The sequence below is a fragment of the Arthrobacter sp. SE2 genome, assembly GCF_058244265.1.
This window is the reverse complement of record NZ_JBZAYA010000008.1, coordinates 121,406-134,001: the sequence shown is the minus strand read 5'-3', so window position 1 is coordinate 134,001 and position 12,596 is coordinate 121,406. Positions and strand designations below refer to the sequence as shown.

Here is a 12,596-nt window from a genome sequence, read left to right as displayed (position 1 = left end):
CAGAACAATGACTGACATTCTCCGCGTGGCCGTCATCGGCGCAGGCCGCATGGGCGCCGACCACATCAAGCGGCTCAGCACCCGCATCCACGGCGCCGAAGTGGCCGCCGTCGTCGACGTCGACCTCGCCCGGGCGCAGGCCGCCATCGCAGGGATCGACGGCGCCGTCGCCCTCGCCAGCGCCGAAGAGGCCCTCAACAACGGCGACGTCAACGCCGTGCTGATCGCCACGCCCGGTTTCCTGCACGAGGAAATCCTCTACAAGGCACTGGAGAAGGACTTCCCCATCCTCTGCGAAAAGCCCCTTACCCCGGACGCCGAAAGCGCTTGGAAGGTTGTCCAGGCCGAAACGGCACTCGGCCACAAGCGCATCCAGGTGGGCTTCATGCGCCGCTTCGACGCCGAATACGCCGCCCTGGGTTCCGTGATCCGCGACCGTGAACTCGGCGAGCTGCTCATGCTGCACCACCAGCACCGCAACCCGACCACCCCGCCGGGCTTCACCAACGAGATGCTCATCAACGACTCCGTGGTCCACGAATTCGACGCAATCCGTTTCTTCACCGGTGAGGAAATCACCTCGGTGCAGGTCCGCCTGGGCAAGGCGACGCGCAACGCCCCCAACGGGCAGCACGACCCCCAGCACGTCCTGATCGAGACCGAGTCCGGTGTCCTGGCCGACGTCGAAATCTACGTGAACGCCAAGTTCGGCTACGAAGTCGCCACCCAGGCGTCCTTCGAGGACGGCATCGTGAGCATCGGCGGCGACGGCGGACCTTACGTCCGCAGCGCCGGCCGCTGGGGCGGCAAGGTCACTCCAGGTTTCGAAGAGCGCTTCGGTGCCGCGTACGACGTCGAGGTCCAGGCCTGGGTTGACGCCGCCCGCCGCGGCGAAATCGGCGGCCCCACCGCCTGGGACGGGTACGCCACCGCAGCTTGCTGCGAAGCCGGCGTCGAAGCCCAGAAGTCGGGCGAAAAGGTCGCGGTACAGCTCAACACCAAGCCTGAGCTGTACAAGTAGGAGTGACCATGAAGATTGCCCTCGATCCCACCCCGTTCCATCACAGCCACAGCCTGCTGGAGTTTCCGCGGCTGGCCGCCGACCTCGGCTACAAATACCTGCAGCTGACCCCGCACGCGGACTTCATCCCGTTCTTCAACCACCCCAAGGCTGACGACGATCTGGTGGGCCAGTTGAAGAAGGCCTGCAAGGACGCCGACGTCGAGATCGCCTCGGTGCTTCCCGTTCTGCGCTGGTCCGGACCGGACGAAGACGCCCGCGAGGCCGCGGTCCGTTACTGGAAGCGTGCCATCCGGATCACCGTTGATCTTGGCGTGCACACCATGAACACCGAATTCAGCGGACGCCCAGAGAAGGCAGAGGAGTCCGAAAGGGCCTTTTATCGCTCCATGGAAGAGCTGCTTCCGATCATCGAGCGCGAAGGCCTGGACGTCCTCATCGACCCGCACCCGGACGACTTCGTTGAAGACGGACTTGCCGCCCTGCGCGTCATCCGGGGCGTGAACTCGCCCAACATCGGCATGGTCTACGTTGCCTCCCACACGTTCCACATGGGCAACAAGCCGCTCGACATCATGCGGGCCGCGGGGGACAAGCTGCGCCTGGTCCACGTGTCCGACACCATGGACCACCACGCCTCCCACGGGCTGCGCTACATCACCAACCCGCCCGGAAACGCCGTACGCGTGCACCAGCACCTCAAGATCGGCGACGGCGACGTCAACTGGGACGAGTTCTTCGGTGGACTCAAGGAAATCGGCTTCCTGGACAAGGACAACACCGTCATGGTGTCCAGCGTCTTCGCCGAGGACGACAACGCCAACGAGGTCTCCCGCTACCAGTTGGAGACCATGGGCAAGTACATCGCCAAGGTCCAGTAAGGGCAGACAACAAAGGGAGGCGGCGATCTCTCAAGATCGCCCCAGCTACCGAAGCAGGGATGCCAGGCAGGTGTTGTATCCGGCCATGACTTCCTCGAAACTAAGCAGTCGCGGCCTGCCATGAACGGTGGTCTTGTGAAATGCGGGGAGTTCTTCCGGGGAGCACAGCAGCGGTTCGCAGCTGCGACCGGCGGTTTCCAGGGTGGCGATGCCCCAAGGGCGAACGGCCGGTGTGACAGTGATGTCGATGGCGTTCAGCGTGTCGGTGAGGAGGTTGCGGACGACCGACCTCCAAGCGGCAACGAAGGATTCGCAGAGCATTTCGATCTTGTCGTTGTCATTGAGATCGTAGCTCCGAAGCAAATCTTCGGAGAGGCTGTCCCACTCTTCGGTGGACCGCACGAGCAGGTGGGCGGCCCGGATACGGGCGCTGGTTTCGTTCAAGGAAGGCATTAGTCTTCTTTCAAGGTTGGCGTCTGTAGGGTCGCCTGTGGCTGGACCGGTTGCTGGTTCTTGCCGGGGTTGCGTGCGCTGGCGGCGCGGGCGACGTGGCTTCGGGCGTGGTCCACGGCGGGGCCTAGTTCGGTGAAGAGGTGTTTGTGGTGGCGAAGGGAGTCCAGGACTCCCACCTGGGTGACGAGCCGAAGGTGGCGCTCCTGGATCCCCTTGATCAGCACAGTGATTCCGCGGCGTTCCAGAGCCTGGACGATGTCCGTGATTGTTCTGGCCCCGGTTGCGTCCAGGATCTGCAGTTGTGACATGCGGATGATCACGACGTCGACGTTCCGGATGGCGCTGACCCGCTCCAGGACGCGCTCGGCGGCGGCGAAGAACAATGCCCCGTCGAGCCGGAACACGGCGATGTGCTCGTCGCCTTCGTGGACCGGGCCCGGGATTTCCTCCCGGTGCACCCCGCTGGACCGGACCAAGGCACGCAGCGCGAAGAAGGCGGCGACCGCGATCCCGATTTCCACCGCTTCGATCAGGTCGAAGGACACGGTGATCAGCGCGGTGACGAAGAACACGACCGTGTCGGCGCGGGTTGATCCGATCACGCTGCGCAGCGTCTTGAGGGAGACCATGCGTGTCGCGGTGACCATCAGCACCCCGGCCAGCGCGGCAAGGGGGATGCGGGAAACCGGGCCTGTGGCCAGGTACACCACGGCCAGCAGGACCAGCGCATGGGTGATGGCGGCGAGGCGTGTCCGGCCGCCCGAGCGAATGTTCACCGCGGTGCGGGCGATGGCACCCGTGGCCGGCATGCCGCCGAAGAATCCGGACGCGACGGACGCCAGGCCCTGGCCCAGGAGCTCACGGTCCGCGTCGTAGGGGCCGGTATCGGAGATCGACGCCCCGACCCGTGCCGAGAGCAAGGACTCGATCGCGGCCAGGGCCGCGATCGTGGCCGCGGACCCGGCCAGTGCGGTGATCGTCGGCAGGTCCAGCGAAGGCATCATCGGGGCCGGCAGGGAGTCGGGCAGGGCACCGATCCGGGTCACGGGCAGATCGAGGAACTGCGCGGCCACAGTGGCGATGATGATCGCGATGAGCGAGCCCGGGATCCGGGGATGGATCCGCGGTGAGGCAACCATGATCACCGCGACCAGAGCTACCACGGCAACCGGGGCAAGAACCGAGGCTGGGGACACAGTGCCGATGGCCTGGATCGCCGAGATGACGGCGTTGCTGCTAGGCCCGGGCTTGCCGCCGAACGCGGCAGGGACCTGCTGCAGGAAAATGATTACCGCGATTCCGACGGTGAAGCCCTCGATCACAGGCCAGGGCAGGAGAGTCACGACCCGCCCGAGTTTGAGTAGCCCGGCGGCCACCACTATCACCCCGGCAAGGACCGAGACTGCGGCCAGTGCACCGATCCCGTGGGCAGCGATGACCGGGCCCAGAACCACGACCATGGCGCCGGTGGGTCCGGAGACCTGGATATTGGAACCACCGAAGACGGCCGCGATCACGCCAGCGATCACAGCGGTGATCAGTCCGCTGGCCGCACCCGCGCCGGAGCTGACACCGAACGCCAAAGCCAGCGGCAGCGCGACGATGCCGACGGTGACCCCGGCAACCAGGTCTCCTTTCCAGGTACGCGGCAACAGCGCGTAATCCTGCCGCACGGGCAGGAAAGCCCGGGCCGCGACCAGGACCTTCACGGGGTGCTGGCCGCTGCGGCTGACGCGGGTGCAGTCGCTTCTGAGGACTCAAGCTGCGCCCGGGTGGTGTGCAGCATGTCGTTGAGCAGCAGTCTCGCCACGGAGAGGAGTTCGGCGACCTGAGGGTACGCCAAGGTGTAGAACATCTGCAGCGCCCGTCGTTCTCCCTTGACGAGCTGATATCGGCGCAGCACCGACAGATGCTGAGACAGGTGCGAAGCCTCCAGGCCTGTTGCGGCCAGAAGCTCTGTCACTGACACTTCGGGCGCCGCGGACAGCAGCTCCAGTACCCGGATTCTGACAGGGTGGGCCAGCCCCTTGAACAGATTGGCCTTCACCTCGTACAGAGGTGCCCGGAAATCCGCGAACTCTTCCATGACCGCTCCTTGCCCGTCAGCACAAGCCCTTGCTTGACTATTTTATGGATTCATCATCCAGCATACAAGGGCGGGAACGGAAAGCCTTACGGGCCAGCGCGAAGGGCCCCATCCGACTTCTCGGATGAGGCCCTCTCGTTACGCTGGCTTGTTGCAGGTTCCTGGGTCGTCGCCTTCAGCGCCCTGAGAAGCGATGCTACCCGTTGGTCAATATTCCATAGTTGGGATTGGCGTTGAAGAATGCCTGGACTGGAGCGGTGATGACCGTTGCGCTGCACTTCCGTGTTTCGGTCGCAGGCGCGCCTTGGCAGTTGTTGCCACTGCCGCGAATTCCGCTAATGATGCCTGCAGCATATGCGTAACCGTTACGTGCAGCGACCACGGGCCCTCCGGAGTCGCCGTTGCCGGCCGCGGAAATGCCGTCCTGCTGGACAGAGATTGCCATCTGGCTATAGCAAGGTCCAAGTCCAGCGAAGCCGTAACAAACGCTCTTGTTGATTTCCGTGACCTTATTGTTGCAAATCATCCGCGACTGGGACCCGGAATAGCACCAATAGTCATTCAGGATTGGGGGTACCGCTCCCTTGACTCCCAAGCCTGTGTTGCTGTTGGTGGGTCCGTCATAGATAACACCGCCGAACGACGTTGCGCTGCCAGCAAGAGTGCTAATCAGCTTTAAGTCGGATCCACCGTCATTGGTGTCTGTGAAGGCTCCAAGTCCTTCTGCACTGACTTGAGCGCTTCGTAGATAGTGGTCGGAACTCCGAGTTTCTCCATTTTCGATGCCGGTACAATTGTCTTGTCCCCGGAATCTGATTTAACAGCGATGTTGGCGTTCGCTGGGACGGCAGAAGTTGCAGCCAAAATTATGGTCCCAAGCGTTACGGCAAAAAGACGAGTTTGATTGCGTAGTCTCAAATTTCCCCCCGAAATTTAGAGGGCGCGGATGCCCTCGGACGCTCAGAGGATAGCCACGAGAGATGTCAAGTAGGTGGCCCCCAAGGGCAAATAATCCGAACGATGAAGAAACTCCAGGAGATGCCCGCACATGGTCGAACAGAACGGTTTCTCCATCAGTGAGCTACGGCGCCGTCCCATCATGGCGCTTACAGCATTGTTGGGCGTGCTAATTATTGTGATCGCGATTGCGCTGCCTGCGCTGTGGACAGACAGCTACCCGGTTCGAATATTCTCAGCGAGCATGACCGTAGCAGGCGCTGGGGTCTTGGTGCTCGGGCTTTCAGTGAGCACCTTTCTGAAGCCAGGTACCCGCGCAAAGGAATTCACCTTTGTAGGTTCTGGAGGGATTGGAATGGCAATGATGGTCATCGGCGCACTGACTCTCGTGGAAATCGACCGCCCGGCGTGAAGACTGAGTGGGAGGGCCGGGAAACCCGACCCTCCCACTCAATTTCCGTGGTGTAGCGACTAGTTCCTATGCCGTCACCTTCAGCGACGCCGTGAGCGCTGCGTCGGCGTCCCGCAGGACCTTGGCGGCCACTTCGAGCCCTTCGATCCGGCCGAGCGAAGTGTCTTCGTGCTCGATGTTGACCAGCATGTTCGGGTCCACTTCGTGCAGGGCACGCAGGAACTCGGTCCAGTAGGCGGTGTCATGCCCGCGGCCGAGGGCAACGAAGTCCCACGCGGAGTTCTTGGGCCATTCGTTGGCCCACTCGTCGCCGCCGAGGTTCGTGCGGCTTTCGTCCGGTGAGAGGCGACGGAAGCTGTTGTCGAGGACACCGTAGAGGGCGGCATTCTCGGTATTGACGCGGACGTCTTTCGCGGCTGCCTGGAAAACCAGCGGGCCGAGTTCGCGGACCACGGCTACCGGATCCATCTGCTGCCAGAACAGGTGCGAAGCATCCAGTTCAACGCCCACATGGGTAGCTCCCGTGAGCTCGATGAGCTTGTGCACGTCGGCGGTGTTGAACACGATGTTCTGCGGGTGCAGTTCGAGGGCCACCTTGACGCCATGGTCAGCGGCCAGGCGGTCGGTCTCGCGCCAGAACTTCGCCGCGACGTCCCATTGGTAGTCCAACACCTCCAAAGCCGCCGAGTTCCAGGCGTTGACGATCCAGTTCGTCACGGTCGCGCCGGGCTCACCGCCGGGCAGGCCGGACATGGTCACTACCCGGTTCTGGGCGAGACGCTCTGCAAGCCGGATAGAGCGGCGGATGTCCTCGGCATGCTTCTCGCCGATCTCGCGTTTCGGGTGCAAGGGGTTGCCGTTGCAGTTCAGTCCTGCGATCGCGACTCCCGTCCCCTCGAAGATCGCGAGGTAGTCGTCGCGGGCTGCATCCGATACAAGAATGTCGTCGAAGGTGGGGACGTGGACCGCGGGCAGGAAGCCGCCTGTGTTGATTTCGATGCCGGTCAGCCCGAGATCCGCGATGACTTTGAGGGCCTCGGGAAGCGGCCGGTCGTGCAGGATTGCGTTGTAGACGCCGAGTTTCATAGCGTGATGGTCTTTCCGTTGTTGAGTGCGGATTCCGTGACAGCGCCGAGCAGCTCCATGTTGCGGACGCCCTCGTCGAACGTGGCGCAGCGGGGGAGGGACTCGGCTTCGGGAAGGCCGGCAACTTCTTCGAGGAACGCGCGGGCCTGGTAGCCGAAAGCGTCGTTCTGGCCGAAGCCCACCTCAGGGGCGTCCATGGCAAGGCCGCCGGCGATGTAGGGGTGCCCCGGGCCGAGGATGACCTGGCGGTAACCGTTCTCGTTGCCGGAGCCATCGTTGAGGAACAGCTGGATTTCGGAGGGGCGGCGCTGGTCGAACTTGGCCGCACCGTTTTCGCAGAACACTTCGAAGTTGAGGCTGTTGGCGTGGCCGGCGGCAACGCGGGAGACTTCGAAGCTGCCGGCGCCGCTTTCGAACTCTGCGTTGAAGGCGGCGTAGTCGTCGTTCTCGACGGCCTCGAAAGTGTCGCTGACTGCAACGTGGTCGTGGCCCATAACGGCGGCGAGCGGCAGGGGGCGCTTGCCGATCACGGTGCTCAGGCGTCCGCCGCTGATGGACTTGATGTCGCCGCAGAGGAACTCGGAGACGTAGGCCAGGTGGCTTCCGACGTCGGCCAGCGCACCCGAGCCGGGCCCGCCCTTGTAGCGCCAGCTCATGGGAGCCGACGGGCTGAAGCCGTAGTCGGTCCAGTAGCGGCCGCTGAAGTGCAGGACGTTGCCGAGCACCCCGTTGCGGATGAGGTCGCGGATGTAGGCAATGCCGGGCGTGCGGCGGAACGTGAAGCCAATGCGCGCGATGCCGGAGGCGTTGCGGGCGGCCTCGGCCATCGCGCGGGCATCCTCGATGGAGTCGCTCAGCGGCTTCTCGCAGAGGACGTGCTTGCCTGCGGCCAGGAGTCCCTCGACCACCTCGCGGTGGAGGGAATTCGCGATGACGACACTCACGACGTCGATGTCGTCGGCTTCCGCGATCGCCTGCCATGAGGTGTCATTGCGTTCGTAACCGAAACGTCGGGCGGCGAGGGACCCGAACTCAGCGTTCACATCGCCGATCGACACGAGACGCACCGGCGGAAGCACCGGGCTGTAAAGGGCGGACGCGGTGCGGTAGGCCGCCGCGTGTGCCTTGCCGGCCATTCCTGCGCCGATGACGGCGACCCCTAGGCTCTCAGCCATTGATTTCTCCTTCGAAATTCAGCCTGGGTGCCGAACACCCCTTTTGGCATTTTGGAGCGCTACAATTTAGCACTGGACTCAAAGCCTAATCATGTGAGTATGTCCTGTCAATGTCTTGCGAATACCCTTGACAGCAGAGGAGAAAGGTTTCCGAACCATGAGTGCCACCAGTCCAAAAACCCGCCGCCCGACCATCTATGACGTTGCCAAGCTAGCCGGCGTCTCGCCGTCGTTGGTGTCTTTGGTCCTCCAGGCGCCGGCGCGGGTCAGTGACAAGCGCCGCGAAGCCGTCCAGGCTGCAATATCGGAGCTCGGCTACCGGCCAAGCCGGGCCGCGACCACCCTGGCGAGCAACCGGACCAAGAGCATCGGCCTGGTGATCGACGACTACCGGAACCTCTGGTTCGTGGACCTGCTCAGGGGCATGGAGTCCGTCCTCTCCGATCTTGGCTACCACGTCATGTTGGCCGACTCCCGGCCTGGCGAGAACCGCATCAAAGAAGCCACGGACGGCCTCCTCGCCATGCACATTGACGCGCTGGTGATCGCCGCGGAACCGAGCGAGCCCATGTTGACCCGGACGTGGGTGCCCACGGTGGTGGCCGGGTGGCGCAATGGGATGCCGAGAGGCGCGGACCTCATTACCAACGACGACGACGGCGGTGGCGGCATGGCCGCCAGCCATTTGCTGGGTCTGGGTCATACCCGCATCGGCCATCTCTCAGGGTCCGACGGCGCGTCAGCCCATCGGCGTGCCGGTTTCCGGCGGCAGACCCAGGCGGCCGGCGTCGAACTCCTGATTGCCGAGTCCAAAGGTACTTCGGAGGAAGATGGCTACGCCGCCGCTTCTTGGCTGCTGGATCACCACCCGGACACGACGGCGATCTTCGCGGCCAACGACACCATGGCCGTGGGCGCCTTTGCCGTCCTCAAGGCCAGGGGCCTTCGCGTGCCCGACGACATTTCGGTGATCGGCTACGACAATTCCCCGCTGGCCAAGTCGAGGTACTTGGACATCACTTCCGTCGACAACCGAAGCGACCTCGTCGGTATTGACGCAGCGCACAGACTGCTCGCGAGGATTGAAGACCCCACTATCAAGCCCGAGCGCACTTTGATTGATCCCGTCCTTGTTGTGCGAAGTACCACGGCCCGACCGGCTCCGTAGCCTCGATCTCACGGTGTTCGCGGGGGATCATGAGACCGTCTCACGTAAAAACATCCTAATGTCAGGACAAAGTATTGACATCTGTGAGGCTAGTCACCATGATCTGTGTAGAGGGCTTTGAGCTCCTGCAGAGTGGCAGGGCCGTAACCCCTATCAAAGGAGATAAATCGTGAAGAAGTTTTCCTGGCGGAAGGCGGCACTTGTGGCAGCCGTCGTTCCGATGATGGCTCTCAGCGCGTGTTCCAGCACAGGCGGAAAGCCGGCCGACACCGCGAACGCCGCCGGCGGCGGTCAAGCCGCGAGCACTCCGCGGATCAAGGTGGCGCTCATCACCCACGCACCGTCCGGCGACACTTTCTGGGACATCGTCCGCAAGGGTGCTGAAGAAGCAGCCGCGAAGGACAACGTCGATCTTCAGTACCTGAACGATCCCGACGCCGGTCGCCAGTCCCAGCTCGTCCAGCAGGCCATCGACCAGAAGGTTGATGGTATCGCTGTCACGCTCGCCACCCCGGACGCCCTCAAGGATGTCCTCAAGAAGGCCGAGGACGCCGGAATCCCGGTGGTGAGCCTCAACGCCGGCGAGGACGTTTCCGCGAAGCTCGGAGCATTCACGCACTTCGGATCGAATGAGACGCTCGCTGGCGCCGCTGTTGGTACCCAGCTCGCTGCCCAGGGCTTCAAGCACCCGGTCTGCGTTATCCAGGCGCAGGGCCACGTCGGACTCGAGGCACGGTGTGCCGGTGTCAAGCAAAAGGTGCCCGGCACTGAGATCCTGTACGTCAACGGTCAGGACATGACCTCGGTCCAGTCGACCGCGACGGCGAAACTCCAGGCTACAAAGGACGCTGACGTCATCATCGGGCTCGGCGCCCCCATCACGATCACCCTGCTCAAGTCCGTCACGGATGCCAGCAGCTCGGCCAAGGTGGCCAGCTTCGACCTCAATGCCGAACTGGCCCAGGACATCGTGGACGGCAAGGTTCTCTTCACAGTCGACCAGCAGCCGTGGCTCCAGGGCTACATGTCCATCGACGCCATCTGGCAAAACAAGCGCGGTGGCTTCAAGATCGGAGGTGGCCAGCCGGTGCTCACCGGACCGGCCATCGTTGACAAGTCCAACGCAAAGGACGTCCTCAAGTTTGCCCAGCAGGGCCTCCGCTAGATCCAGGAACGTGGCCGCGCGGCGGGTGACCGTCGCGCGGCCTGACCAACAAGGAGTTATTCCCATGGCAAGCACAACTACCCTGCCGCCGGCGCCGGCTTCTGGCCCCGGCCCGCGTGGCGATGAGAGGGTGGGGCAGCGCAGCCCCTTCCAGAAGCTCTTGGGCCGCCCCGAGGTGGGCGCGCTCGTAGGAGCAGTGGTCCTCTTCATCTTCTTCTCCCTCGTCTCCAGCACCTTCCTGCAGCCGAACGCGTTTGCGACCGTGCTGTATGGCTCTTCGACGATCGGAATCATGGCGGTAGGGGTGTCTCTGCTGATGATCGGCGGCGAGTTTGACCTTTCCGCCGGTGTCGCCGTGATCTCGTCGGCGCTTACTGCCTCGATGTTCAGCTGGTATTTCTCAATGAACGTTTGGGTTGGGGTGGCCCTGGCGCTCGTCGTGTCGCTCGGGATCGGATTCATCAATGGCTACATTCTGATCAAGACGAAGTTGCCAAGCTTTATCGTCACGCTCGCGACATTCCTGATGCTGACGGGCCTCAACCTCGCCCTCACGCGCGCCATCGGCGGCAGTGTGTCGTCGCCGTCGATCGCGACCATGGATGGTTTCGCCTCGGCCCGGGCCGTCTTCGCATCGGACATTAATGTCGGAGGGGTCGACATTAAGATCCCGATCCTGTATTGGGTGATCCTCGTGCTCATCGCCTCCTGGATCTTGCTGCGGACCAAGGTCGGCAACTGGATCTTCGCTGCCGGCGGTGACGCGAACGCGGCCCGCGCGGTGGGTGTCCCGGTGACCAAGACCAAGATCGGGTTGTTCATGGCGGTCGGTTTCTGCGGTTGGTTCCTGGGCATGCACAACCTCTTCGCCTTCGACGCCGTGCAGTCCGGTGAAGGCGTGGGCAACGAATTCCTCTACATCATCGCGGCGGTCATCGGCGGCTGCCTGCTGACAGGCGGCTACGGTTCGGCGGTGGGCGGTGCGATCGGCGCGTTCATCTTCGGCATGGCGAACAAGGGCATCGTGTACGCACAGTGGAACCCTGACTGGTTCAAGTTCTTCCTGGGCCTGATGCTGCTGCTGGCCACCATCGTGAACCTCATCGTCAAACGCCGCGCAGAGCTCAAGTAAAGGGGCGGACCAAATGAATGCCAAACAGATCGACCAGCAGACCCTGCTCAAGGATGAAAAGGATCCGCTGACCCACACCCCCGTGCACCTGCTGTCCCTGGACGGTGTCGGAAAGCACTATGGGAACATCATCGCCTTGCGGGATGTGACCATGGCCGTGGACAACGGACGCGTCACCTGCGTGCTGGGCGACAACGGCGCGGGCAAGTCCACGCTGATCAAGATCATCGCCGGCCTCCACCAGCACGACGAAGGCGTGCTGCACGTCATGGGCGATGAGCGGAAGTTCAATTCCCCCAGGGACGCGCTCGACGTCGGCATCGCCACGGTCTACCAGGACCTGGCTGTGGTTCCGTTGATGCCGATCTGGCGGAACTTCTTCCTCGGCTCGGAACTGACCTCCGGTTTCGGCCCGTTCAAGTCCATGGATGTCCAGAAAATGAAGGACATCACCCTGAAGGAACTCGCCGCGATGGGCATCGACCTGCGCGATGTGGAACAGCCCATCGGCCAGCTCTCCGGCGGTGAACGCCAGTGCGTGGCGATCGCCCGGGCCGTGTACTTCGGGGCGAAGGTGTTGATCCTGGACGAACCGACGGCCGCGCTGGGTGTCAAGCAGTCCGGCGTCGTGCTCCGCTACATCCTGCAGGCCCGCGACCGGGGACTGGGCGTCATCTTTATTACTCACAACCCGCACCACGCCTTCCCCGTCGGTGACCGGTTCCTGCTGCTCAAGCGCGGCAAGTCGATCGGCTACTACGACAAGAAGGACATCACCTTGGACGAGCTCACGGCCCAGATGGCCGGCGGCGCGGAACTGGCCGAACTCGCCCACGAACTCGAACAGCTCGGCGGACACACGGAGGCACTCAAGGAAGTCCAAGCCGAAGTCGCCGGAGTATCCGAAGCTGCCGACGTCGCTGACAATTCAAAGGAAAACAGCCCACGGCACGCCTAGCGCGCAGGAAGACAGCGCGGACGGAGACGGGGGTCCGCCGGAAAACCGGATGGGCCCCCGCTCGCCATGCCACCGAGGGAATGTGCACGAAGTAGTAGACGG

General features: G+C 63.2%; 13 protein-coding genes. 7 read left to right on the top strand and 6 right to left on the bottom strand.

Features of this window, described 5'->3' with window-relative positions:
- Positions 1 to 7 precede the first annotated feature (7 nt).
- Positions 8 to 1,021, top strand: a complete 1,014-nt coding sequence (locus tag AC4CS3_RS13030; RefSeq protein ID WP_490783840.1) for a Gfo/Idh/MocA family protein — start codon at positions 8 to 10, stop codon at positions 1,019 to 1,021.
- A gap of 8 nt (positions 1,022 to 1,029) precedes the next feature.
- Positions 1,030 to 1,902 (top strand): sugar phosphate isomerase/epimerase family protein, encoded by an 873-nt coding sequence (locus AC4CS3_RS13025; RefSeq protein WP_490783839.1) that lies wholly within the window; start codon positions 1,030 to 1,032, stop codon positions 1,900 to 1,902.
- Positions 1,903 to 1,947: 45 nt separating this feature from the next.
- Here the strand turns inward: AC4CS3_RS13025 and AC4CS3_RS13020 are convergent, their stop codons facing one another.
- The 4 genes from AC4CS3_RS13020 to AC4CS3_RS13005 all read right to left on the bottom strand — a co-directional run bounded on the left by AC4CS3_RS13020 (position 1,948) and on the right by AC4CS3_RS13005 (position 4,886).
- Positions 1,948 to 2,355, bottom strand: coding sequence for a hypothetical protein (locus tag AC4CS3_RS13020; RefSeq protein ID WP_441413792.1), 408 nt, complete (start codon positions 2,353 to 2,355; stop codon positions 1,948 to 1,950).
- On the bottom strand, positions 2,355 to 4,064 hold the full coding sequence (locus AC4CS3_RS13015) for a SulP family inorganic anion transporter (protein ID WP_490783838.1): 1,710 nt from the start codon (positions 4,062 to 4,064) through the stop codon (positions 2,355 to 2,357). The genes AC4CS3_RS13020 and AC4CS3_RS13015 overlap by 1 nt, the downstream gene beginning before the upstream one ends.
- Positions 4,061 to 4,441, bottom strand: a complete 381-nt coding sequence (locus tag AC4CS3_RS13010) for an ArsR/SmtB family transcription factor (RefSeq protein WP_441413794.1) — start codon at positions 4,439 to 4,441, stop codon at positions 4,061 to 4,063. Before AC4CS3_RS13010 ends, AC4CS3_RS13015 begins: the two co-directional genes overlap by 4 nt.
- Before the next feature lie 196 nt (positions 4,442 to 4,637).
- Positions 4,638 to 4,886 (bottom strand): trypsin-like serine protease, encoded by a 249-nt coding sequence (locus AC4CS3_RS13005; RefSeq protein WP_490783837.1) that lies wholly within the window; start codon positions 4,884 to 4,886, stop codon positions 4,638 to 4,640.
- Positions 4,887 to 5,489: 603 nt separating this feature from the next.
- Here AC4CS3_RS13005 and AC4CS3_RS13000 point away from each other — a divergent pair.
- Positions 5,490 to 5,810 (top strand): hypothetical protein, encoded by a 321-nt coding sequence (locus tag AC4CS3_RS13000; RefSeq protein ID WP_490783836.1) that lies wholly within the window; start codon positions 5,490 to 5,492, stop codon positions 5,808 to 5,810.
- A 66-nt stretch (positions 5,811 to 5,876) separates the two neighbouring features.
- Here the strand turns inward: AC4CS3_RS13000 and AC4CS3_RS12995 are convergent, their stop codons facing one another.
- Together AC4CS3_RS12995 and AC4CS3_RS12990 are read right to left on the bottom strand one after the other, a co-directional pair.
- Positions 5,877 to 6,896, bottom strand: coding sequence for a sugar phosphate isomerase/epimerase family protein (locus tag AC4CS3_RS12995; protein WP_490783835.1), 1,020 nt, complete (start codon positions 6,894 to 6,896; stop codon positions 5,877 to 5,879).
- Positions 6,893 to 8,071, bottom strand: a complete 1,179-nt coding sequence (locus AC4CS3_RS12990) for a Gfo/Idh/MocA family protein (RefSeq protein WP_490783834.1) — start codon at positions 8,069 to 8,071, stop codon at positions 6,893 to 6,895. Before AC4CS3_RS12990 ends, AC4CS3_RS12995 begins: the two co-directional genes overlap by 4 nt.
- Positions 8,072 to 8,228: 157 nt before the next feature.
- Between AC4CS3_RS12990 and AC4CS3_RS12985 the strand changes: the two genes are divergently transcribed.
- From AC4CS3_RS12985 to AC4CS3_RS12970, 4 genes are all read left to right on the top strand, one after another.
- A complete protein-coding gene (locus tag AC4CS3_RS12985) occupies positions 8,229 to 9,239 on the top strand; it encodes a LacI family DNA-binding transcriptional regulator (protein ID WP_490783833.1) in 1,011 nt (336 codons plus the stop codon).
- A 169-nt stretch (positions 9,240 to 9,408) separates the two neighbouring features.
- Positions 9,409 to 10,404 (top strand): substrate-binding domain-containing protein, encoded by a 996-nt coding sequence (locus tag AC4CS3_RS12980; protein ID WP_490783832.1) that lies wholly within the window; start codon positions 9,409 to 9,411, stop codon positions 10,402 to 10,404.
- 64 nt (positions 10,405 to 10,468) lie between these two features.
- Positions 10,469 to 11,536, top strand: a complete 1,068-nt coding sequence (locus tag AC4CS3_RS12975) for an ABC transporter permease (RefSeq protein WP_490783831.1) — start codon at positions 10,469 to 10,471, stop codon at positions 11,534 to 11,536.
- Between the two features lie 13 nt (positions 11,537 to 11,549).
- Positions 11,550 to 12,494 carry an ATP-binding cassette domain-containing protein gene (locus AC4CS3_RS12970; RefSeq protein ID WP_490783830.1) on the top strand — a complete coding sequence of 315 codons (945 nt, stop codon included), beginning with the start codon at positions 11,550 to 11,552 and terminating at the stop codon, positions 12,492 to 12,494.
- The last annotated feature ends 102 nt before the right edge of the window (positions 12,495 to 12,596 follow it).